Source organism: Micromonospora avicenniae (genome assembly GCF_900156065.1).
In the GTDB taxonomy this organism is placed as follows: Bacteria; Actinomycetota; Actinomycetes; order Mycobacteriales; family Micromonosporaceae; genus Micromonospora; species Micromonospora avicenniae.
Genome location: NZ_FTNF01000015.1, coordinates 37,228 through 58,055, shown reverse-complemented (window position 1 = coordinate 58,055; position 20,828 = coordinate 37,228). Strand labels below are relative to the sequence as shown.

Annotated in this window: 19 protein-coding genes and 2 pseudogenes; 11 read left to right on the top strand and 10 right to left on the bottom strand. The window is 73.3% G+C overall.

The window, feature by feature from the left end:
- Positions 1–30: 30 nt before the first annotated feature.
- Entirely contained in the window at positions 31–1,296 is a 1,266-nt protein-coding gene (locus BXA10_RS21740) for a L,D-transpeptidase (RefSeq protein ID WP_076472659.1), read from the top strand.
- Between the two features lie 292 nt (positions 1,297–1,588).
- On the opposite strand, the gene BXA10_RS21735 is transcribed toward BXA10_RS21740, so the two are convergent.
- Entirely contained in the window at positions 1,589–2,608 is a 1,020-nt protein-coding gene (locus tag BXA10_RS21735) for an SMP-30/gluconolactonase/LRE family protein (protein ID WP_076472658.1), read from the bottom strand.
- A gap of 190 nt (positions 2,609–2,798) precedes the next feature.
- Here BXA10_RS21735 and BXA10_RS32590 point away from each other — a divergent pair.
- A pseudogene (locus tag BXA10_RS32590) lies at positions 2,799–3,116 on the top strand (STAS domain-containing protein); the annotation flags it as partial.
- Positions 3,117–3,387: 271 nt separating this feature from the next.
- Here the strand turns inward: BXA10_RS32590 and BXA10_RS21725 are convergent.
- Positions 3,388–3,780, bottom strand: coding sequence for an FKBP-type peptidyl-prolyl cis-trans isomerase (locus tag BXA10_RS21725; protein WP_076472717.1), 393 nt, complete (start codon positions 3,778–3,780; stop codon positions 3,388–3,390).
- 338 nt (positions 3,781–4,118) lie between these two features.
- On the opposite strand from BXA10_RS21725, the gene BXA10_RS21720 reads away from it, so the two are divergent.
- Positions 4,119–5,039, top strand: coding sequence for a TerC family protein (locus BXA10_RS21720; protein WP_217696821.1), 921 nt, complete (start codon positions 4,119–4,121; stop codon positions 5,037–5,039).
- A 95-nt stretch (positions 5,040–5,134) separates the two neighbouring features.
- Here the strand turns inward: BXA10_RS21720 and BXA10_RS21715 are convergent, their stop codons facing one another.
- The 4 genes from BXA10_RS21715 to BXA10_RS21700 are packed head-to-tail and all read right to left on the bottom strand — an operon-like array spanning position 5,135 to position 7,347.
- Positions 5,135–5,863, bottom strand: coding sequence for a helical backbone metal receptor (locus BXA10_RS21715; protein WP_076472656.1), 729 nt, complete (start codon positions 5,861–5,863; stop codon positions 5,135–5,137).
- Positions 5,864–5,917: 54 nt separating this feature from the next.
- The gene (locus tag BXA10_RS21710) at positions 5,918–6,472 is read right to left on the bottom strand and encodes a hypothetical protein (RefSeq protein ID WP_076472655.1); all 555 of its coding nucleotides are present in this window, start codon (positions 6,470–6,472) and stop codon (positions 5,918–5,920) included.
- Positions 6,469–6,987, bottom strand: a complete 519-nt coding sequence (locus BXA10_RS21705) for a DUF6286 domain-containing protein (RefSeq protein WP_076472654.1) — start codon at positions 6,985–6,987, stop codon at positions 6,469–6,471. The genes BXA10_RS21710 and BXA10_RS21705 overlap by 4 nt, the downstream gene beginning before the upstream one ends.
- A 24-nt stretch (positions 6,988–7,011) precedes the next feature.
- The gene (locus BXA10_RS21700; protein WP_076472653.1) at positions 7,012–7,347 is read right to left on the bottom strand and encodes an Asp23/Gls24 family envelope stress response protein; all 336 of its coding nucleotides are present in this window, start codon (positions 7,345–7,347) and stop codon (positions 7,012–7,014) included.
- A 215-nt stretch (positions 7,348–7,562) separates the two neighbouring features.
- Between BXA10_RS21700 and BXA10_RS21695 the strand changes: the two genes are divergently transcribed.
- Positions 7,563–8,438: a PDDEXK family nuclease gene (locus BXA10_RS21695; RefSeq protein ID WP_076472652.1), complete on the top strand. Its 876-nt coding sequence runs from the start codon at positions 7,563–7,565 to the stop codon at positions 8,436–8,438.
- Between the two features lie 791 nt (positions 8,439–9,229).
- Here BXA10_RS21695 and BXA10_RS21690 read toward each other — a convergent pair.
- The gene (locus BXA10_RS21690) at positions 9,230–9,577 is read right to left on the bottom strand and encodes a histone-like nucleoid-structuring protein Lsr2 (RefSeq protein WP_076472651.1); all 348 of its coding nucleotides are present in this window, start codon (positions 9,575–9,577) and stop codon (positions 9,230–9,232) included.
- Between the two features lie 180 nt (positions 9,578–9,757).
- Positions 9,758–10,399: a response regulator gene (locus BXA10_RS21685; RefSeq protein WP_076472650.1), complete on the bottom strand. Its 642-nt coding sequence runs from the start codon at positions 10,397–10,399 to the stop codon at positions 9,758–9,760.
- A gap of 66 nt (positions 10,400–10,465) precedes the next feature.
- Here BXA10_RS21685 and BXA10_RS21680 point away from each other — a divergent pair, with 66 nt between their 5' ends.
- The 5 genes from BXA10_RS21680 (at position 10,466) to lon (ending at position 16,010) form a co-directional block, all read left to right on the top strand.
- Positions 10,466–11,203 (top strand): sensor histidine kinase, encoded by a 738-nt coding sequence (locus BXA10_RS21680; protein WP_175649271.1) that lies wholly within the window; start codon positions 10,466–10,468, stop codon positions 11,201–11,203.
- A gap of 86 nt (positions 11,204–11,289) precedes the next feature.
- On the top strand, positions 11,290–12,159 hold the full coding sequence (locus BXA10_RS21675; RefSeq protein WP_076472648.1) for a manganese catalase: 870 nt from the start codon (positions 11,290–11,292) through the stop codon (positions 12,157–12,159).
- Between the two features lie 64 nt (positions 12,160–12,223).
- A complete protein-coding gene (locus BXA10_RS21670) occupies positions 12,224–13,348 on the top strand; it encodes a putative manganese transporter (RefSeq protein ID WP_076472647.1) in 1,125 nt (374 codons plus the stop codon).
- Between the two features lie 23 nt (positions 13,349–13,371).
- A complete protein-coding gene (locus BXA10_RS21665) occupies positions 13,372–13,635 on the top strand; it encodes a hypothetical protein (RefSeq protein WP_139338077.1) in 264 nt (87 codons plus the stop codon).
- Between the two features lie 38 nt (positions 13,636–13,673).
- Positions 13,674–16,010, top strand: a complete 2,337-nt coding sequence (lon, locus tag BXA10_RS21660) for an endopeptidase La (RefSeq protein WP_076472645.1) — start codon at positions 13,674–13,676, stop codon at positions 16,008–16,010.
- A 198-nt stretch (positions 16,011–16,208) separates the two neighbouring features.
- Here the strand turns inward: lon and BXA10_RS21655 are convergent.
- A pseudogene (locus BXA10_RS21655) lies at positions 16,209–17,915 on the bottom strand (DEAD/DEAH box helicase); the annotation flags it as partial.
- A gap of 158 nt (positions 17,916–18,073) precedes the next feature.
- The gene (locus BXA10_RS21650) at positions 18,074–18,925 is read right to left on the bottom strand and encodes a hypothetical protein (RefSeq protein ID WP_076472644.1); all 852 of its coding nucleotides are present in this window, start codon (positions 18,923–18,925) and stop codon (positions 18,074–18,076) included.
- A 133-nt stretch (positions 18,926–19,058) separates the two neighbouring features.
- On the opposite strand from BXA10_RS21650, the gene BXA10_RS21645 reads away from it, so the two are divergent.
- Both BXA10_RS21645 and BXA10_RS21640 read left to right on the top strand, forming a co-directional pair.
- A complete protein-coding gene (locus BXA10_RS21645; protein ID WP_076472643.1) occupies positions 19,059–20,213 on the top strand; it encodes a sensor histidine kinase in 1,155 nt (384 codons plus the stop codon).
- On the top strand, positions 20,210–20,815 hold the full coding sequence (locus BXA10_RS21640; RefSeq protein WP_076472642.1) for a response regulator transcription factor: 606 nt from the start codon (positions 20,210–20,212) through the stop codon (positions 20,813–20,815). The genes BXA10_RS21645 and BXA10_RS21640 overlap by 4 nt, the downstream gene beginning before the upstream one ends.
- Positions 20,816–20,828 lie beyond the last annotated feature (13 nt).

The following is a 20,828-nucleotide window of genomic DNA, read 5'->3' as shown; positions in this document are numbered from 1 at the left end:
GTACGGAAGCGGAAAACGGGGGGACGCATCATGAGGTTGAGGCGGCGTTTGACGCTGTTGGGGGTGGTCGTCGCGGCCACTCCACTGGTCCTGGTCGGGTGCACCGCGGATTCAAAGGACGGCGGAGGGCATGGGAAGAAGCATGCGGCGCCGCCGGAACTCACCGTGACGCCCGGAGAAGGCGCGAAGGGCGTGCCGATCAGCGCCGAGGTCGGTACCCGGGTCGCGGGCGGTCGCGTGTCCGCTGTCCGGATCACCGACGACAAGGGCAAGGAGATCAAGGCGGAACCCCGCGAGGACGGGTCCGCGTGGGTGCCGAGCACGCCGTTGCAGCCGAAGCGGACGTACACGGCCGAGGTGACCGCGACCGGCGACTCCGGTAGGACGACGACACGCAAGACGACCTTCACCACCATGCCGAAATCGACCAAACCGGCGGTGACCAGCACCCTCTATTTCGGCGACAAACGGACGTACGGCACCGCGATGCCGGTGACGGTCGCGTTCGACCCGCCCATTCCGAAAGAGGCCAGGGCGGATGTCCAGCGCCGGTTGTTCGTAAAGACGAATCCGTCGCAGCCGGGTGTCTGGTCGTGGGTGGAGGACGGTAGCCAAATCTATTACCGGGCACCCGATTTCTGGCGGCCGGGCACGACGATCAGCGTCCGGTCCGCGCTGGAGGGGCTGCCGATCGGCAAGGACCTGGTCGGCGACGATGACCGCAGGTCGACGTCGAAGATCGGTCAGCAGGTCTCACTGGAGATCGACAACGCCACGAAGCAGATGTCGGTCCTGCGTGACGGCAAGGTGATCCGCAAGATCCCGGTCAGCCTCGGCAAGCCGAGCACGCCGACGTCCAGCGGCAAGATGGTGATCATGGAGCAGCACCAGTTCACCACGTTCGACACGACGGGTTCGGCCGACCCGTACGTGGTGGACGTGGAGGATGCGCAGCGGCTCACCTGGGGTGGGGAGTTCATCCACGGCGCCCCGTGGTCAGAGGGGGAGCAGGGCAGCACCAACACCTCGCACGGCTGCACCAACGTCTCGGCGGCGGCCGCGGACTGGCTGATGAACGTCACCAAGGTCGGTGACCTGGTGACGGTCAAGGGCACCGAGGTGGAGTTGCAGTACGGCAACGGCTGGACCGCATGGAACGTCAGTTGGGACGAGTTCGTCAAGGGCAGCGCGCTGCCGGTGCCGAGCGGGCTGAAGCCCGCGCCGAGCCAGCCGGCACACCCGGGCGCGGTCGCCGGCGGTTCGCCGGCCCCGCACCCCTCGGTGACCGGCGGCTGACCGCAGTATCGTCCCGGGGCCGGGCCGCGCACCGTGCGGGCCGGCCCCGCCTGCGGGTCCGGCCGGTCCCGCCCGGCCCGGCTCGGGCTCGATGGTTCCCGAGATCCTTGTAGTCGGGGTGTCCTTCCGCGCGGATACCCCGACTTCATGTAAGGCGAGTTGATCTCGGCGGGGGTCGGGGTCCGTCGCGGGACGACGGGCGTTCCGCCCCGGTGGTGCCGCGCGTGCCGTGTCCGGACCCGCCGTGGCGTTGCCGGAGCGTCCGGTCGGCGCACTCACCGCACGGCGCCGGTCAGGTCAGCGGGACGCGGGCGATGCCCGGACCGATCAAGCTGCCGAGCCAGAGCACGTCGCCGTGCTGGCGTACACCCGTGATCATCCAGTAGTCACCGCGCGGACCGTGCAGGGTACGGCGGACGGCGCCCTCGCCGTCGACCAGCGCGACCAGGCCGTAGCGTCGTGGTTGGGGCTGCATGGCGTCGGGTAGCAGCGCGGCGAGCTGGCGCAGCCGCGGGTGCGGCAGCAGTCGCTCGGCCACCGCCACCCGGGGGCTGGGCAGCGCGATCCAGTACGTGCCGTCGCCCACGGCAGAGAGATTGTCCGGGTAAGCCGGCAGGTCGGCCAGGACGCGGACCGCGCCGCCGGGCAGCTCGACCCGGAGCAGCCGGTGTGTGGTCGTCTCCACCAGCATCAGCGCCGACTCGTCCGGAGTCAGCGCGATGCCGTTCGGGAAGTAGAGGCCCTCCACCACCACCTCGGCGCGACGACCTCCGGGCCGGTACGCGAGCACCCGGCCGTTCGGCCGGTGCTCCAGCAGGTCCCGCTTCCAGTGCGACACCGGGAATCGATCCGAGCTGTCGGTGAAGTAGATGGTGCCGTCCCGGGCCACCGTGGCGTTGTTGGCCAGGTGCACCGGTGGGGCGGTGCCGGTCAGCTCGTGCACCGACCCGTCCGGGGTGACTCGCAGCAGCCCCCGGTAGGCGTCGCAGACCACCAGCCCGCCGCCGGTCGGGTCGAGCTCGATACCGAGCGGCCGGCCACCGGTCTCGGCCAGCAGCCGCGGGCGGGTGCCCGGTGCCGCGTCCGCCGGCCACCACCACAGCCGCCCGTCCTCGTCGCCACTGAGCACCCGGCCGGCCGGGTCGACGACCACGTCCTCGGGGCCGGCCGCGCCGTCCGGCAGCGGCAACAGCTCGACCGAGTCGAGCCGCCGATCGGTGGGGGCCCACGAACCGGTCAGCGCGGGCGGGACGGTGGCCGGCTCACGGACCGGTCGGATCAGCCGGGGCGGCCGGGGGCGGGGGACGACCATCCATGCATTGTCACCCGCCGATGCCCTGTTGAGTCGTCGACGGGCCGGTCGGTGTTGCGGCGCGCCGGCGCAACCCGTACGTCCCGGCTCGCGAGGGATCGGGGTCCGGTCGGGGTACGACCCTGGGCGTACCCCGAATCACCTTCGGCGCCGAACCGGACTGTCGGTGGTCGAGACTAGATTGGACAGCATGGGAGAGCAGCTCAGCGACCGGTTCCACGTGCAGGTGAGCGTGGGCGACGAGAGCGTGGACGTGCGCGCGTTCGGCGAGATCGACGTCGCCACCGTGGGCGCGCTCCGCTCGGCGCTCTGGGCCGCGCCGGCGCGGCCGGTGCTGCGCGTGGATCTGGCGGGCGTCCGGTTGCTCTCCGCCGCCGGGGTGCGGGCGCTGGCCGCCGCGCACCTGCGCGTGCGCGCGCAGGGCGGCGAGCTCGTGCTGGTCGACCCGGATCCGGTGGTGGCCCGGGTGCTTCGGGTCACCGGGCTGCACCGGGTCGTCCCGGTCGTCCAGTCGTCCCGGCCGGCCGCGGGCCCGCCCGCACAGCCCGCCTCGCCACCGCGATCGCCGGCGCCACCCACCGCCGCCCCGGCCCCGGCCCCGGCGCCGGTCGCACCGGTCGAGTCGTCGGTGCCGGTGCCGGTGCCGGTGCCGGTGGCGCGGCCCGGGCGGCTGGCGCGGCGGCCGGTGCTGGTGGCCGCCTGAACTCGGCGTCCGCCCGCGAGCGGACACCGAGCCGCGAGCGGGGCCGCCGACGTTCGTCGACGGCCCCGGCGAGTGGTCAGCGGACGCCGAGCAGGTCCACCACGAAGATCAGGGTCTCGCCCGGGCGGATGACACCGGCCGCGCCCCGGTCGCCGTAACCCAGGTGCGGCGGGATGACCAGCCGGCGGCGGCCGCCGACGCGCATGCCGACCACGCCCTGGTCCCATCCGGCGATCACCTGTCCGCCGCCCAGCGGGAACTCGAAGGGCTCGCCCCGGTTCCAGGACGAGTCGAACTCGCGCCCGCTGCTGTGCCCGACGCCGACGTAGTGCACGGTGGCCAGCTGCCCCGGCTGGGCCTCCGGGCCATCGCCGACGGTGAGGTCCTCGACAACGAGGTCGGCGGGGGGCGCACCCTCGATCGGGGCGACGTCGGGCTTGCCCGAGCGGGCACCTGCTGGCTGGTTCATCGGGAAGTCTCCTGCCGTGTTGGGTCGTGTGGCCCGGTCAGCTCCGATCCTGCCGGATAGTGCGGGGCCGATGTGCGGCAGCCCGCCACCGTGTCCGCGACGGACCGGCCCGTACGCGGCCCGCACCGGCCGCCGCGGGCCGATCTCGTCCGAGCGGTCCCGCCGCACGCGTCGTTGAAATAGGCTCGGAGGCGCCCCCTGCCTCAGTCCGTCGTCGCCGCGCCGAGCGGCGGAGATCACCCCGGGGAAGCGGTCGATGCGGAGGGCACCGGGTGGGCGACGCGACGTTCCCGGCACCGCCCTGGGCCTGGGCGGCAGTCAGTGTCGTCATCGCGGTCATGCTCGCGGTGGATGTGCTCTCGCACCGGGACAACCACGTCATCGAGCTGCGCGAGGCGTTGATCTGGAGCGCCGTCTGGATCGGCGCGGGCCTCCTCTTCGGCCTCGTCATCTGGTTCTGGCGCGGCGGCGAGCCGGCGGTCGCGTACTACTCCGGCTACCTGTTGGAGAAGGCGCTGTCGGTGGACAACGTCTTCGTCTTCGCCCTGCTCTTCGGGTACTTCCGGGTCCCCGCCGGCTACCAGCACAAGGTGTTGTTCTGGGGTGTGCTCGGGGCGTTGGTGTTCCGGCTGGCCTTCATCCTCGCCGGCGCCGAGCTGCTGCGGCGGCTGGCCTGGGCCGGCGTGGTGCTCGGCGCTTTCCTGATCTGGACCGGCTGGCGGTTGGCCGTACGCGGCGAACCCGACGTGAACCCGGAACGCAACCGCGTGGTGCGGCTGTTCCGCCGACTGGTCCCGACCGACCCCGGCTACCACGGCGACCGATTCACGGTACGCATCGACGGTCGACGCCGGGCGACCCTGCTGCTGGTGGCGCTCGTCGCGATCGAGGCCACCGACGTGGTCTTCGCGATCGACTCGGTGGCCGCGATCCTGTCCATCACCACCAACACGTTCCTGGTCTGGACGGCCAACGCCTTCGCCGTGCTGGGGCTGCGCAGCCTCTACTTCTGCCTCGCCGGGCTGCTGCGTCACTTCGGCTACCTGCGGTACGGCCTGGCGGTCCTGCTGGCCTTCGCCGGGCTGAAGCTGATCCTCGCCGAGACGCCCGTGGGAAAGCTGCCGCTCTGGCTCACGTTCGCGGTGGTGGTGGTGACCCTGTCGGTGTCGATCGGGTGGAGCGCAGTGTCGGTCCGGCGGGGGCGAAGCCGGGCCCGCAGTCGATCGACGGGCCGCCGGGCCGAGGGCGGGGAGCCCTGACGCCGTGATCCGGTCCAACGGCGGCGCGCAACCGATCACCACCGGGCCGCCGGACTGCCGTGCCGGCGGCCGAGCGGATGATCGAACCGGCCAGGTCAGGCCGGGACGGTCACCGGCCGGGCCAGCTGCGCGGCGAGCACCGCGGGCGCCTCGGCCAGCGACGGTCCGTACCAGGTCAGATGCCGGCCGGAGAGTAGGGCGCAGGGCGTACCGGGGAAAGCCTCGGGGCCGTCGTCGGCGGTGAAGCGGTACGGCTCGTCGGGGAGCACCACGAGTTCCGCGCCGATGTCGCGCAGCTCGGCGAACTCCGGGCGGGGGTAACGCTCCGGGTGCCCCTCGTAGAGGTTCAGCGTCCCCAACCGCCGCAGCACGTCCCCGGCGAACGTGTCGGATCCGAGGACCACCCAGGGGCGACGCCAGACCGGCACCACCGCCCGGCGGGCCGGCGACAACCGCGGCGGGTCGGCCCAGGCGCGGCGGGCGGCGCCGAGCCAGGCCGGCTCCTGCGTCGCGCCGAGGTCGGCGAGCAGCTCGGTCAGCTCGGCGAGCGCCTCCGGCACGGTACGCGGGTAGGTGACCCGCACCGGCACCCCCGCGGCGACCAGGGCGTCGGCGTCCTCCCGGCGGTTCTCCTCGACGTTGAGCAGCACGAGGTCCGGGCGCAGCGCGAGCACCCGAGCCAGGTCGGGGTACTTGCTGCCGCCCACCCGCGGCACGTCCAGCTCCGCCGGGTGGGTGCACCAGTCGGTGGCGCCGACCAGCACGCCGGGCAGGGTGACCGCCACGGCCTCGGTCAGCGACGGTACGAGCGACACGACCCGCACGCTCCACCTCCAGGTCTCGGCGCTCCGGCGACCGAGCGGGCGCCGGTGGGTCGATCATGCCTGGCCGGCGTCGACCAGCGCGGTCACGTCGAGGTGGGCGGGGTGGCAGTCGGCGGTGTCGACGTAGCGGCGGATGGCGCCGCTCACGTGCTCCCGCAGGCCGGCGGTGCGCGTGCCGGCCACGATCTCCACGCGGAGCCACAGGTCGGGCCGGTGCGGATCGCCGGTGAGTACCACCCGTGCGCGACGTATCCGCGGATCGCCGGTCAGGTCGCGTTCCAGCGCCCGGGTGAGCGCCGCGGCGGCCAGCCGGGTCCGCCCGCGCCGGCCCGGGTGGACGAGTGTCCGCCGATCCTCGCCGATTCCGCGCAGCTCGCGGAGCAGCAGCCACAGCCCGCTCACCGCGGCGAGCAGCCCGGCGACCGCCGCGGCCAGTGCGCCCCAGGGCGCGGCGAGCCGCCAGGATCGCCGTAGCCCCGTGCCGAGCAGCACGGCGCCCGGGTCCCCGCCGGGGAGCCGACCGAGGTTCAGCGCCAGCACGACGCCGCCGAGCGCGACCAGCAGCAGCGCCACGACGGTCCAGAGCACCCGGTGCGCGGCGTTGGTCACGCCGCCCGCCGCCGGGGAAGCAACCGCACCTCGATCCGGCCGGATCGGGAGACGGCCAGCCGGTGCAGTTCCTGACGCACGGCGAACTCGACCTCGCCGCGGGTCGCCGGGTCACCGACGACCGCCACCCGCGGTCGCCACTGGGCGCCGTACCGGCGTATCCGGACCCGGGCCCGCCGTACACCCGGAACCGAACCGGCGGCCACGGTCAGCCGGCGCTCCAGGCAGCGGCGGTGCAGGTGCCAGCCGGCCCCGGCGTCCACCCGCAGGGGTGTCCATCGCCGCAGTTCGGCGGCGAGGAGACAGAGCCCGAGCAGGAGGACGGCGATCGCCGCCGCGCGCACGGCCGGCTCGTCCCACCGGGCCCCACCGAGCGTCGCGGCCCAGCCGGTGAGGTCGACGAAGAGCGCCGGCCGGCCGGCCGCGGACAGCAGCGCCTCCACGGCCAGCAGCACGCCGCCGACGAGCAGGACGACAGCGAGCAGCAGCGTGGCCAGCCGGTTGGCGGTACGCATCTCAACCTCCGGCGGTCCGGCCGGTCACGTCGGCACCGGCACGTCCACGCCCGGTACGACGACGTCCTGCACCGTGACGGTGACTTCCCGTACGGCCAGCCCGGTTGACGACTCCACCTGTTCGATCACCGCGTCGCGGATCGCATCGGCCACGGTCAGCACGCTCTGGCCGTACCAGGTGACGACGTCCACGTCGACGCTCACCGCCCGGTCGTCGAGGCGGACCGCCACCCCGTACGGCCGGGCCGGCACGGCGACCAGCGTGTGCACGCCGGGAGCCTGGCGGGCGGCGTGGGCGCTGATCCGCGCGACGGCGTCCGGGGTGATCCGGGTGGGGTTCCGGTCGATCGGGTAGCTCACCGCTGCCTCCCTGTCGGTCACCGCCGCCGTACGGCCCGTCGGCGTGGATCTGGATACACGCTCGCCGCGAGTCGGAACATGGCCGATCTGTGATCCACCTCACATCTGCTGGGTTTGGCTGGTCGTGGCCCCGGCCCGGGCCGCACCGGCGACGCGGCCCCCATGATCCACCCCTAGACTCGGCCGGTCGACGAATCGGCGGATGGATCAGGCGGATGACGATCATCGGTGACGAGGGCAGGCTCCTGCGGGCGCTGCCCCTGGCGGGCGGGCGCGCCCCGCTGCTCCACCGCGCCGGTCACCAGGTGTACCCCGCGCACCGGCTCGGCGAACTCGTACCGGGACGGCCGCCGGGCATCACCGGCAACCAGTGGAGTACGGCCAGCCGCGAGGGATACGACCTCGTCATCTGTTCCGGCGACACCGGTCAGATCGTCGCCGCGGTCGAGATCGGTCCCGCCGTGCCCGGAGGCTCGCCGGCGCAGCGGGCCGAGCGGATGAAGGCCACCGTCGCCGCGGCAGCCGGGCTGCCGGTGCTGCGGGTCGAGTCGTCCACACTGCGACCCGCCGACCACGGTCGTCGCCTGGTGGAGTACGTCCTCGACGCGCGCGGTTACGCCGCGGCGACCCCGCCCGACCCGGAGGGGCCCGCGCCGACCGGGTTCCGCGAGATCCTCGGCAGGCTCCCCGACGGGCGTACGGGACACGTGAACGATCTGGGCGCGCTGGCCCGCGCGGCGGCGGTGGAGGCGTACGTCTCCCGCGGACTGGTCGACCCCATCGTGCGCGGCCTGCACGTGCAGTGGTCCGGTGGACCGGCAGAGGGGTGGAGCTGGGTGGAGGTCCGCCCCGGACGCTGCCTGGTGGAACGGGTGACGGTCCGGGAGCACGGCTTCTCCTGCGGCATCGACTCGGCGCAACTGGCCGAGGACCTCGCCGCGGTCGCCATCGGCGAGCGGCTGCGTGACCTGGACGACGCGGAGCCGGAGTTCGTCGGCAGGGACGCGCTGCGGGCCGACATCCTCGCGCTGCAGGCCCGCCGGGACGAACTGGTCGGCGGTTTCGCGTTCGACCATCTCTGCGCCGACTGAGTTCGTCGGCTTCTTCCCGACCGCAGGTACGACCTGACCAGCGGCTATCAGTCCCCACCCGGGGCGGCCGGTGACTGCCTGGACAATTTTTTCCGGCGGCTCGTCGAACCCCTGACCGTGGACGTTCCGTACCTCAGCGGGAATGGGCAGGATCTCGCCCCGTCCGCGGCACCGGAGGCGGGAGACGGTACGGAAATGGCATCGTCGGCCATCGACGTGTGACGGTACGCCAGGAGTGCCGTCTCGGCGTGCGCGCAATTCCGCCGGCCGGCGAGGGACGGATCCACCGGATCGCGGAGGCGAGCAATTCGATGCGCAGGTCCAGACGGGCGCGCCGGTCGTCCGGTAACGCACGGAGCAGGCGACTGCCGGCCGTGATCGGCACTCTCGCGGTCTTCGGCGGGATCGTCGCCGGTCTGGACGTGCTCGCGAACAACTGCGACGACAGCCGGCTGCGGTGGCGCGGAGCCGGACGAGGTGACCATGCAGGTGCCCGGCCTGCCGGAGTCCGGCATCGCGCAGTGCGCGGCCTGGGCCGGTGACGGTTCGCACCGGCTGCCGATGATGTAGCGGGGCCACCAGACCCCCGCCTTCGACGCGGTCCGCATCCAGCTCGGCTGAGCCGGCTCCGGTGCGGCCGGGCCGCCCGGTGCGATCCCGGCCGGCCCTCGCGCGTGGGCCCGCCCGGCATCGCGAACACGTCCGGCCGGCCCGTGCGGGCCGGCCGGATGGATGCCCTGCTGGCGACGCTCCCCGCCGCGACGGAACGTCGCGCGCCGCCGCGAGCAGGATCAGCGGTTCTTGTACGCCTCGGCGACCTCGACCGGGATCCGGCCCCGTTCGGAGATCCGGTAACCGTTCTTGGCGGCCCATTCGCGGATGGCGCGGTTCTGCTCCCGATCCATTCCCGCACCGCCGATCCGGACCGCCCGCCGTCCGCTGCGGGCGCTCTCCACATTGCCGCGCCCGATGCGGCGACCGGCGGTGATGTAAGGGTCGAGCGCCTTGCGCAGCACGCCGGCGTTCTCGTCCGAGACGTCGATGGTGTAGCCGACGCCGTCGAGGCTGAACTCGACAGTCCGGTCGGCCTTTCCACCATCGAGGTCGTCGGTCAGCACCGTGATTACTTTTCTGGCCATCGCCGATTACTCCCTGTCTGGGGCGGGGTGTGTCCCAAAGTTTGACGTACGATCCCAGTAAACCGCAAGAATACGGTCGATTCATTTCGGTGGGTCGTGTTTTCGCGCCATCAATAGTGTGCCCGACGGGGTAATCGGTCCCGCCACCAGATCGGTGGGCCGTGGAATCGGCCCGACTGTTCATTCGCCGAGCAGACCCACCTGGCCGGCGAGAGCGGCGGCCTCGGCCCGGCTGGAGACCCGTAGTTTCCGCAACAGAGCGGCGATCATCCGCTTCACGGTCCGTTCCGACACATGCAGGTCTCCGGCGATCTCGACGCTGCTGCGGCCGGTGGCGACGGCCCGCAGCAGACGACGCTCGTCGACGTCCAGGTCGATCGCGGCGGACCGGACCGGTCGGAGCAGCGCACGCAGCAGCTCTGCCGGGAGCACGGCCCAACCGTCGAGGACCGCCAGCAGCGGCGGCAGCAGCTCCTCGGGTTGGCTGCTCTTCGGCAGGTACCCCTCGGCGCCGGCCCGTAGCGCCTCCAGCGCCGGATCCGGGTCGTCGCCGCCCGACATGGCCACGACGCGTACCCGGGGCGTGGTCCGCCGGATGGCCGCCACGGCGCGTACGCCGCCCGGTGGCGGCATGTGCAGGTCGACCAGGGCCAGGTCCGGATGGCAGCGGCTCACCAGCGAGGCGGCCGCCGAGGCGTCACCGGTCGAGCCCACGACCTCCACCCGCTTGTCGGTCGTGGCGGGCAGCAGAAGTTCGAGCCCGCGTACGAAGAGCCGGTGGTCGTCGACGACCACGAGCCGAATGGTGGGCACGTCGGGCATGTCTGGTCCCTTCCCGAGCGGGTACCGATCATGCGGGTACGCACCGGTACGGAGGGAGCGGGTCGGATGCGCGGACGGCACGGGTTGGCGGCGGTGCTGCGAGGTTTCCGGCGGATCGAGCCGATCGGTGAAGACGTGGACCGGCCGACAGCTAGCGACCCGGAACTGCTGCTGCGCGTGCTCTGTCACGAGTTCCGTACCCCCGTCAGCTCGCTGACGTCGCTGACCGGGGCGCTCGCCGACGAGCGCCGGGAGTTGACCGCCGCCGACCGCCGGGCGATCATCCGACTCGCGCGGGACCAGGCCGCGCACCTGCAGGCGCTGCTCCGAGACGCGACGGCCGGCACCGGCGCGCTGACCCCGGCGGTGGCGCCGGAGACGCTCGTGCCGCTCGGCGAGCTCCTGCGGGAGTCCGCCCTTCTCGTGCCCGTGCACCGGCGGCGGGTCCGGGCCACCCGGCGGGCGGCACGGTGCCCGGTGCCGGCACGACGCGTCCGGCAGGTGTTGGTCAACCTGGTTGAGAACGCGCTGCGGCACGGGCCTCGCGACGGTCGGGTGGGGATCTACGCGACGCTGCGCCGCACCGGGCTCAGCCTGCTGGTGACGAGCGAGGGGCGGGTGGCGGCGAGTCTGCTGGAGGCGCTGCGCCGGCCGCAGCCGGGCTCCGGGATGTCCGGGCTCGGCCTGTGGATCGTCCGCCGGCTCGTCGCGGCCGATGGCGGCTCGGTGCACGTGCACCGGCTCCGCCCACGCGGTGTGGCGATAGAGGTGCTGCTGCCGCAGGTCGCGCGCGCCGGCGGTTGACCCGGCTGGGCCGCCGGTTGGCCCGGCCGGGTCAGCAATGCGGGAAACGTACCGGTGCCACGTCGTCGCGGTACCGAGGAGGACCCTTGTTCACGCACCTGAAGGACCTGCAGTTCGAGGCGAAGCCGGACGGTCCGGACGCCGCGTTCGCCCGCCGGCTGCAGGAGATCCTGGGCGGCAAGTGGGGCGAGATGACCGTCGCCAACCAGTACCTCTACCAGGGCTGGAACTGCCGCCTGCCCGGCAAGTACAAGGACCTCTTCCTCGACGTCGGCACCGAGGAGATGGGTCACGTCGAGATGATCGCCACAATGATCACCCGGCTGCTCGAGAACGCGCCCCTGTCCCTGCAGGAAGCGGCCGAGCAGAACCCGATGGTGGGGGCGATCTACGGCGGCTCCAACCCGGCGCACCTCATCCACGGTGGCGGCGGGGCGTTGCCGGTGGACAGCGTCGGGGTGCCCTGGAACGGCTCGTACATCACGGCCAGCGGCAACCTGCTGGCCGACTTCTACCTCAACGTCACCGCGGAGGCCCAGGGCCGGCTGCAGGTGGCCCGGTTGTTCAACATGACCGACGATCCGGGGGTCAAGCAGATGCTCCGCTTTCTGCTGGCCCGGGACACCATGCACCAGAACATGTGGATGGCCGCGATCGAGCAGCTCATGGAGGACGGCCTGGAGGAGATGCCGGTGCCGGACGCCTTCCCCGACTCGTCCGAGTTGACCGAGCAGTTCGGCTACACCTACCTGGACTTCTCGCCCGGCACCGACGCCTCGCAGGGGCGCTGGGCGTCCGGGCCCGCACCGGACGGCAAGGGCCAGTTCCGGTACGACGACAGCCCGCGGGCGCACGCGCCGGAGCCGGTGCTGCCGCCCGGTGACCCGCGTCTGTACGGCACCAACCCGGGCATGGTCGGCGAGGTCGCCACCAAGGTCAAGAGCAAGTTCACCTGATGTCGCCGCGCCGGCCGCGCACTGGCGGGCGGCCCAGCGGCGCCCGTCCTGAAGGAGGTGTGGCGTGACCGAGCTGGTGCTTCGTCCGCTCGCGGACGCGTTCATGCAGGTGGGCGTCTACGTCGCCGTCATGGTGGCACTCTTCGGCTGGCTGCGCTGGCGCTACGGCGACCGGGCCACCGACGGGCTCACCAAGCATCCCCGGCTCGGGCCGCTGGTCGGGGCGCTGCTCGGTGTCAGCCCCGGCTGCGGTGGGGCGATCATCCTGATGCCGCTGTACGCCCGTGGGAAGGTCTCCTTCGGCACCGTCATCGCCGCGCTTACCGCGACCATGGGGGACTCCTCCTGGGTCGTGATCGCCTGGAACCCGCTCTTCGCGCTCAAGATCCACCTGCTGCTCTTCGCGGTGGGGCTGGCCACCGGGTACGTCGTGGACGCGCTCGGCATCGATCCGGCGCGTCGCGGTCGGAGTGTCGCGGCGGAGGCGGCCCGCGTCGCCGCGCCCGCCGCGCCGGCCGGGCTGGTGGCCGCCGGCGGGCCGGATCCCGGCGCGTCCCGCCGGCTGCTCGGCGGGCTGCTGCCCCGGGTGCCGGCCGCCAAGGCGTTCTGGGGACTGACCACGCCCGCCTTCGCGGTGTCGGTGCCGGTGGTCTTCCAGATGGTGGATCCGGGCACCCTGACCCGTGCGTTCGGCGGTATCGACCCGTACCTGGCACTCGGGGTGCTCGGCACGTGCACGGCGGTGGTGATCTTCGCGGCCGGCCGGGGGCGGTTCGCCGACGACACCCTCGAGACGGCGCATCCGCGGTCGTTCCGAGCGACGCTGCGACACAGCGCGCGCGAGGCGTCCTTCATCACCGTCTGGGTGGCCGTGGCGTACGTCGGCTGGCAGGTCTTCACCACGACCACCGGTTTCGACGGGTCCCAGCTCGCGCTGACCGGCTTGCTGGGCGTGCTGGTCGGCGCCGGGATCGGGTTGATTCCCGGCTGTGCGGTGCAGATCGTCTTCACCGGTCTCTACGTCAGCGGCGGGCTGCCGCTGCCGACCCTGGTGGCCAACGCGCTCAGTCAGGACGGTGACGCGCTGATCCCGCTCGCCGCGCTGCGTCGGCACTCCGCCCTGCTGGCCACCGTGATCACCACCATCCCGGCCGCAGCCGTCGGCGCCGCGCTGCTGGTCCTGCTCTGAGGACCCGGAGAGAGGTGTCGAAGATGTCGTCGGATCCGTTGGTCCCGATCGCCCGCACGCGCGTGAAGCTGGCTGTCTCCGGCGCGCTGACCATCGGTGCCGTGACCGCCGGGCTGCCCGCCTGGACGGTGGCCGCACTGGCTCTGACCAGCATCGCGATCCCGGTCGCGGTGGTGCTCGCCGGTGGCGGCCGGCTGCTGCGGGAACTGCTGCTGCCGGTGCCCGGCGACGACAGCGGCAGTGGCCTGGCTCACACCCCGGAAGAAAGCGAACGCCTCGTGACTTGAGTCAGACACGCTCAACTCAATGCGATGGCAGGTGTTCGATGGCAACTCTTCCGGTACTTCCTCTGACCGATGCCGTGCTGCTGCCCGGCATGGTCATCCCGGTGACCCTCGACCCGACCACTCAGGCCGCGGTCGACGCGGCCCGCGCCAGCGGCGACCAGACGCTGCTGGCCGTACCCCGTATCGACGGCGAGTACGGTCCCGTCGGCGTCGTGGCCACCATCGAGAAGGTCGGCCGGCTGCCCAGCGGGGAGCCCGCCGCCGTGATCCGTGGTGTGTCGCGCGCCCGCATCGGCTCCGGCGTACCCGGACCGGGGGCCGCGCTCTGGGTCGAGGCCACCGAGCTCTCCGAACCCACCCCCGCCGGCCGGGCCCGCGAACTCGCCCGCGAGTACCGCGCGCTGGTGTCGTCGCTGCTCCAGCAGCGTGGGGCCTGGCAGGTCATCGACGCGATCGAGCGGATGACCGATCTCTCCGAGCTCGCCGACTCCGCCGGCTACGCGCCGTGGCTGAGCCTGGAGCAGAAGAACGAACTGCTCGCCGCCCCGGACGTCACCGCCCGGCTGGAGCTGCTCGTCGGCTGGGTGAAGGAGCACCTGGCCGAGCAGGAGGTCACCGAGCAGATCAACAACGACGTGCGGGAGGGGCTCGAGAAGTCGCAGCGGGAGTTCCTGCTGCGCCAGCAGCTCGCCGCGATCCGCAAGGAACTCGGTGAGGACGAGCCGGACGGCTCGGCCGACTACCGGACCCGTGTCGAGGCCGCCGACCTGCCCGAGAAGGTGCGCGAGGCGGCACTGCGCGAGGTCGGCAAGCTCGAGCGAGCCAGCGACGCCTCCCCGGAGGCGGGGTGGATCCGTACCTGGCTGGACACGGTCCTCGAGATGCCGTGGAACACGCGTACCACCGACAACACGGACCTGGCCGCGGCGCGTGCGGTGCTCGACGCCGACCACTCCGGCCTGCCGGACGTCAAGGACCGCATCCTGGAGTACCTGGCGGTGCGTAACCGGCGTGCCGAGCGCAACCTCGGCGTGGTCGGCGGACGCGGCTCCGGCGCGGTGCTCGCCCTGGCCGGACCTCCCGGTGTCGGCAAGACCAGCCTCGGCGAGTCGGTCGCCCGGGCGCTCGGCCGCAACTTCGTCCGGGTGTCCCTCGGTGGCGTCCGGGACGAGGCGGAGATCCGCGGCCACCGGCGCACCTACGTCGGCGCGCTGCCCGGCCGTATCGTCCGTGCCCTGCGCGAGGCGGGCTCGATGAACCCGGTCGTGCTCCTCGACGAGGTGGACAAGCTGGCCGCCGGATACGCCGGTGACCCGGCCGCCGCGCTGCTGGAGGTGCTGGACCCGGCGCAGAACCACACCTTCCGGGACCACTACCTGGAGGTCGACCTCGACCTGTCCGACGTGCTCTTCCTGGCCACCGCGAACGTGGTGGAGACCATCCCCGGCCCGCTGCTGGACCGGATGGAGCTGGTCACCCTGGACGGCTACACGGAGGACGAGAAGGTGGCCATCGCCCGGGACCACCTGCTGCCCCGGCAGCGGGAGCGGGCCGGGTTGACCGCCGACGAGGTGACAGTCGCCGACGAGGCGCTCGCCCAGATCGCGGGGGAGTACACCCGGGAGGCCGGTGTCCGGCAGCTCGAGCGTGCGCTCGCCAAGATCCTGCGCAAGGTGGCGGTGGCCCTGGCCACCGACCCGACGCCGGTCCACGTGGACACCGGCAACCTGGCCCGCTACCTGGGCCGGCCGAAGTTCACCCCGGAGTCGGCGGAGCGCACCGCGGTGCCCGGCGTGGCCACCGGCCTCGCCGTCACCGGCGCCGGTGGGGATGTGCTCTTCATCGAGGCGACAAGCATGGAGGGCGAGCCGGGGCTGACCCTGACCGGCCAGCTCGGCGACGTGATGAAGGAGTCGGCCCACATCGCGCTGTCCTACCTGCGGTCCAACGGTCGGCGCCTCGGCATCGACCCGAACGCGCTGGCCGGGCGCCGGATCCACGTGCACTTCCCGGCGGGCGCGGTGCCCAAGGACGGGCCCAGCGCCGGCATCACGATGGTCACCGCGCTGGCCTCGCTGGTGACCGGCCGGCCGGTCCGGCCCGAGTTCGGGATGACCGGTGAGGTGACCCTCTCCGGGCGGGTGCTGCCCATCGGCGGGGTCAAGCAGAAGCTGCTCGCCGCGCACCGGGCGGGCCTGACCGAAGTGATCATCCCGAAGCGCAACGAGCCGGACCTGGACGACCTGCCCACCGAGGTCCGTGAGGCGCTGACCATCCACACCCTCTCCGATGTCGCCGACGTGCTCGCCCTGGCGCTGCGCCCGGCTGAGATCGACACGGAGTCGCTGGACGGTCCGGCGCTCGCCACGGCCTGACGCGTCACCGAAGGGCCCCCTGCCGTATCCCCGAACGGGACGGCAGGGGGCCCTTCTGGCATCTGACGACCGGGACGGTGGTCAGGGACGCTCACGGCGGTCGCCGTCGCGGTCCCGCCGCTCACGGCGGTCGCCCCCGTACGGCCGCTCACGGCGGTCACCGCCGTACGGCCGTTCGCGGCGATCCCCCGCGTACGCCCGCTCCCGGCGGTCCCGGTCGTCGCCGTCACGGTCTCGGCGTACGGTCGCCTTGCGCCCCTTGATCGTGCTGGCGCGCAGCCCCGCGATCACCTCGTCGGCGACGGCGTGCGGCACCTCCACCAGCGAGAACCGGTCCGCGATCTCGATCGAGCCGATGTCCCGGCCGCTGATCCCGGTCTCGCCGGTGATCGCGCCGACCAGGTCCTGGGGCCGTACCCCGGCACGCCGGCCGAGCCCGACGAAGACCTGCGTGGTGCCGCCCGCACGGGGCCGGCCGCCGGCGCCGCGCCGCTCGCCCCGCGCCCCCTCGCGTGGGCCGCGCAGCGACACCTGCGGAATCTCCTCCTCGTCGTCCGCGCCCGGCGACGTCGCCTCGTGCGCCAGCCGCACCGCGGCGAGGGCGACCTCCATCAGGTCGAACTCGTCGGTGAGCGACTCCACGATCACCCGGAACGGCTCCAGGTCGTCATCGAGCAGGCTCTCCCGCAGCGCCGCCTGGGTCAGCTCCAGACGCCGGGTACGCAGATCCGCCACCGTCGGGATGGTGTCGATGGAGATCCGTTGGCCGGTTACCCGCTCGATGGTCTTGAGCATCCGGTGCTCCCGGGGCTCGGCCAGGGTGATCGCCACCCCCTCCCGGCCGGCCCGGCCCACCCGCCCGATCCGGTGCACGTACGACTCGGGAGCCGACGGCACGTCGTAGTTGACCACGTGGGTGAGCTGCTCGACGTCCAGGCCGCGCGCGGCGACGTCGGTGGCGACCAGCAGATCGGCCGTGCCGGAGCGCAGCCGCCCCATCACCCGGTCGCGCTGCTCCTGGCTCATCCCGCCGTGCAGCGCCTCGGCCCGGTAGCCCCGGCCGTTCATCGTCTCGGTGAGCCGGTCCACCTCCTCCCGGCTGCGACAGAACACGATCGCGGCGGTCGGTGACTCCACGTCCAGCACCCGGCCCAGCGCCGCCGGCTTGTGCGCCCGGGCGACCAGGTACGCGCTCTGCCGCACCCGCGGCGCCTCTCCGGCGACCGGCTGCTCCCGCTGGATCAGGATCCGGACCGGGTCGGTGAGGTGCTGCCGGGCCATCCCGTCGATGCGCGACGGCATCGTGGCCGAGAAGAGCACCGTCTGCCGCTGCTCCGGCGCGTGCTCCAGGATCGCCTCGATGTCCTCGGCGAAGCCCATGTCGAGCATCTCGTCGGCCTCGTCCAGCACCACGGTGGCTATCCCGCCCAGCCGCAGCGTCTCCCGGGCGATGTGGTCCAGCGCGCGACCCGGGGTGGCCACCACCACGTCGACGCCCGCGTCCAGGGCACGCAACTGCCGGCCGATCGGCTGCCCGCCGTAGATCGGCAGCACGCGGGTGCCGAGTTCCCGGCCGTAGCGGTGGAAGGCCTCGGAGACCTGCACCGCCAGTTCCCGGGTCGGTACCAGCACCAGCGCCACCGGGTCGCCGCTGTCCCGGTGCGCCGGCATCCGCTGCAACAGGGGCAGCGCGAAGGCCGCGGTCTTGCCGGTGCCGGTGGCCGCCTGGCCGAGCAGGTCCCGGCCGGCCAGCAGCGGGGGAATCGCCTCCCGCTGGATCGGGGTGGGCTCCTCGTAGCCGAGGGCGGTGAGCGCGCCCAGCAACTCGGGGCGGAGCCCCAGGTCCGCGAAGCCGTTCGCCTCGGTGTCGCCCGGGTCGGTGGGGTGGATCTGTGCCGAACTCATGTGCCAAGCCTTTCATCACCGCCTCGCGCCCGCCTCGCCGACCGGCACCTATCCGCCGCAGATGGTTCCGGACCGCCCAGATGATCAAGTAGTGCGGGTCCGGAGCGGGTGCCGCCGTCCTCTTGATCGGGCGGCGGCCGGGGGTGGCGACATCGGGGTCAGGCGGTCAGCAGCGCCAGGATGATCGTGACGCCGACGACCGTGTCGAGCACCCCGCACCATTCGGCGTAGCCACGGGGCACGACCTCGTGGCGGCGGTGGTGCACGACGTCCCAGACCGCGTGGCCGAGCCAGCCCAGGGCGACCAGCCACGCGGCGCTCCGTCCGCCGGCCACCGCCGCGAGCAGCGCCAGCGCCGACCAGACGGCCAGGCCGGCGACTTGCCGGGCCAGCACGCCCGGCCCGCGCAGCCGGCGACGGTACCCGCCGATGATCAGATACCCGGCGGGCAGCACGAGCAGCGTCCAGGGGCCGGGCACCGCCGGTGAGACCCAGAGGTCGATCGTCATCAGCAGGGCTAGCGCGGTCGGCCAGCGGCGGACCAGCGTGGCCACCAGCCGCGCCCGCCGAGGTGCGGACGCGGGCCGGTGGTGCCGGTGCCGCAGCGCCACGAGCACCATGGCCGGCAGCATCAGCAGGTGGCCGCCGAGCAGCATCGCGTCGCCGCCGAGCAGGCCCGCCCAGTAGGGGGCCAGCAGCACCAGGAACGGGACGTACATGGCGGCCGCCATCTCGGCGCAGGCCGCCACGGAGTGTCGCCGGTGCCGCATCCACACGGTCATGCCGATGGTCATGTTCGTGGCCATCACCAGCGCGGCGACGTCCGGACGGTCGAGCGCGGCGGTGAGCCCCGGCGGATCGGCGACGAGCGACCACACCGGGTCGAGCAGCAGCATCCCGGCGATCATCGCGAGGAGCATCTCGCCGAGGTGCCGCAGCAGGTGGGCGACGCCGCCCGTCCGGCGCGGGCCGGTCGCGGTGGTCGGCTGGTGGAGCAGGGTGTCCGTCATGCCGTCGACCCTGCCCGCGAAGGCGACCGGGCGGGCAGGCCCGGATGTCACGGGTTCTCCGTGCGATGTGCACGGTCCATTCGTGACATCTCGCAGGGGCGGATGGTGCGGCGACGGCCCTACGATCGGGTCCGTGACACAGGAGGAGGCGGGATCCCGGGCGGACCGGCGGCTGCGTCGTGCACGCACCGCCACCCTCGTCTCGCTGGCGACCGGGGTCTGGGTGAGCCTGCTGCTGCCGCTGGTCGGTGTGGCCCGGGAGCCCGACGTCGTACGCGCCGCGCTCGGCGCGTTGGGTGTGGTCGGCTTCGCCGCCGGCCAGGCCGCAGTGCTCTACGCGGCGGTGACCCCCTGGCTGTCGCAGCGGTGGCGCCGTCGGTCCCAGTCAGGACTGGCTGCGGTGGCGCTGCTGACCGTCCCGCTGGTCGGTCCGGTCGCCGCGGGCGCGTGGCCGACCTGGGCGTGGCTGGGCGCCTCGCTGCTCGGCATGGCACCTCTGCTCGTACGACCGCCGGTCGTGGCCGCCGTGGCCGCGGCGACCCTCGGCGTGTCGGCCGGGGTGGGGCTCTGGAGCGGCGGACAGGTCTCCCGGTTCCTCTTGGTGACCGGCGGAGTCGGCGCGGGCACGGCTGCGGTCAACTGGCTCCAGGTCTGGTTCTGGGATCTGCTCGTCGAGGCGCGGGAGGGGCAGCTGGCGCAGGGCCGGCTGGCCGCCGCCGAGGAGCGGCTCCGTCTCGCCCGTGACGTGCACGACGTGCTGGGGCACAACCTCACGGTGATCGCGTTGAAGGCGGAGCTGGCCGCCCGCCTCGCCGAGGTGGATGCCGAGCGGGCCGGCCGGGAGGCCACCGAGGTGCAGCGGCTGGCGACTTCGGCGCTGGCCGAGGTCCGCGCGACCGTGTACGGCTACCGGGCCGTCGACCTGGCCGACCAGCTCGCCGCGGTGGCGGGCGTGCTGCGCTCCTGCGGCGTACGGTGCACGACCGTGCCCCCACCCGCCGACCTGCCAGCGGGGGCGGCGAGCGACCTGGCGGCGGTGCTGCGGGAGGCAGGCACGAACGTGCTGCGGCACAGCCGGGCCGGCTGGTGCCGGATCGACATCGTCCGTGACGGCGACGTCGCCCGCTTGACGGTCGCCAACGACGGTGCCGCGAGTCGCGGGCCGGACCAGCACAGCAACGGCCTGCGCGGACTCACCGACCGGCTCGCCGAGGCCGGCGGGCGGCTGCGCGTCCGGCGGGAGGAGAACGTGTTCACCCTCGAAGCCACCCTTCCGGTCGGATCATGATCCGCGTCCTGCTCGCCGACGACGAGGATCTGATCCGGGCGGCGCTGGCCGCGCTGCTCGCGCTCGAGCCCGACGTCGAGGTGGTGGCGGAGGCGGCCGACGGGCCGTCGGCGGTGACGACGGCGCTGGCGCACCGGCCGGACGTGGCGGTGGTCGACCTGGAGATGCCGGGGCTGACCGGCATCCAGGTCGCCGCCGAGCTGTCCCGGACGCTGCCCGGGTGCGCGGTGGTCCTGCTCACCGGGCACGGCCGCCCCGCGCACCTACGTCAGGCGCTGACCGTCGGCGCTCGCGGCTTCCTGGCCAAGGGCGCACCCGGCGGGGCGCTCGCCGACGTGATCCGCCGGGTACACGCCGGCGGACGGTACGTCGACCCGGTACTGGCCGCGGACGCGCTGACCCTGCCCGACTGTCCACTGACTCCTCGGGAGCTGGAGACGCTACGGCTGGCCGAGCTGGGCGCCCCGGTCGCGGTGGTCGCCCGGCGGGCGCACCTGTCCGCCGGCACCGTGCGGAACTACCTCGCGGCGGCGGTGCAGAAGCTCGGCGCGGCCGACCGGGCGGAGGCGATCCGGACGGCGCGGGAGAACGGCTGGCTCTGAGCGGGTTTCCCGA

Excerpts from the sequence above, each read along its gene's own strand:
- BXA10_RS21720 (WP_217696821.1), top strand. The coding sequence starts at position 4,119 with ATGCTCGCGGTGGATGTGCTCTCGCACCGGGACAACCACGTCATCGAG.
- BXA10_RS21685 (WP_076472650.1), bottom strand. The coding sequence starts at position 10,399 with ATGCCCGACGTGCCCACCATTCGGCTCGTGGTCGTCGACGACCACCGG.
- BXA10_RS21695 (WP_076472652.1), top strand. The coding sequence starts at position 7,563 with ATGACGATCATCGGTGACGAGGGCAGGCTCCTGCGGGCGCTGCCCCTG.
- BXA10_RS21640 (WP_076472642.1), top strand. The coding sequence starts at position 20,210 with ATGATCCGCGTCCTGCTCGCCGACGACGAGGATCTGATCCGGGCGGCG.
- BXA10_RS21725 (WP_076472717.1), bottom strand. The coding sequence starts at position 3,780 with ATGAACCAGCCAGCAGGTGCCCGCTCGGGCAAGCCCGACGTCGCCCCG.
- BXA10_RS21650 (WP_076472644.1), bottom strand. The coding sequence starts at position 18,925 with ATGACGGACACCCTGCTCCACCAGCCGACCACCGCGACCGGCCCGCGC.
- BXA10_RS21690 (WP_076472651.1), bottom strand. The coding sequence starts at position 9,577 with ATGGCCAGAAAAGTAATCACGGTGCTGACCGACGACCTCGATGGTGGA.
- BXA10_RS21680 (WP_175649271.1), top strand. The coding sequence starts at position 10,466 with ATGCGCGGACGGCACGGGTTGGCGGCGGTGCTGCGAGGTTTCCGGCGG.
- BXA10_RS21740 (WP_076472659.1), top strand. The coding sequence starts at position 31 with ATGAGGTTGAGGCGGCGTTTGACGCTGTTGGGGGTGGTCGTCGCGGCC.
- BXA10_RS21735 (WP_076472658.1), bottom strand. The coding sequence starts at position 2,608 with ATGGTCGTCCCCCGCCCCCGGCCGCCCCGGCTGATCCGACCGGTCCGT.
- BXA10_RS21705 (WP_076472654.1), bottom strand. The coding sequence starts at position 6,987 with ATGCGTACCGCCAACCGGCTGGCCACGCTGCTGCTCGCTGTCGTCCTG.
- lon (WP_076472645.1), top strand. The coding sequence starts at position 13,674 with ATGGCAACTCTTCCGGTACTTCCTCTGACCGATGCCGTGCTGCTGCCC.
- BXA10_RS21665 (WP_139338077.1), top strand. The coding sequence starts at position 13,372 with ATGTCGTCGGATCCGTTGGTCCCGATCGCCCGCACGCGCGTGAAGCTG.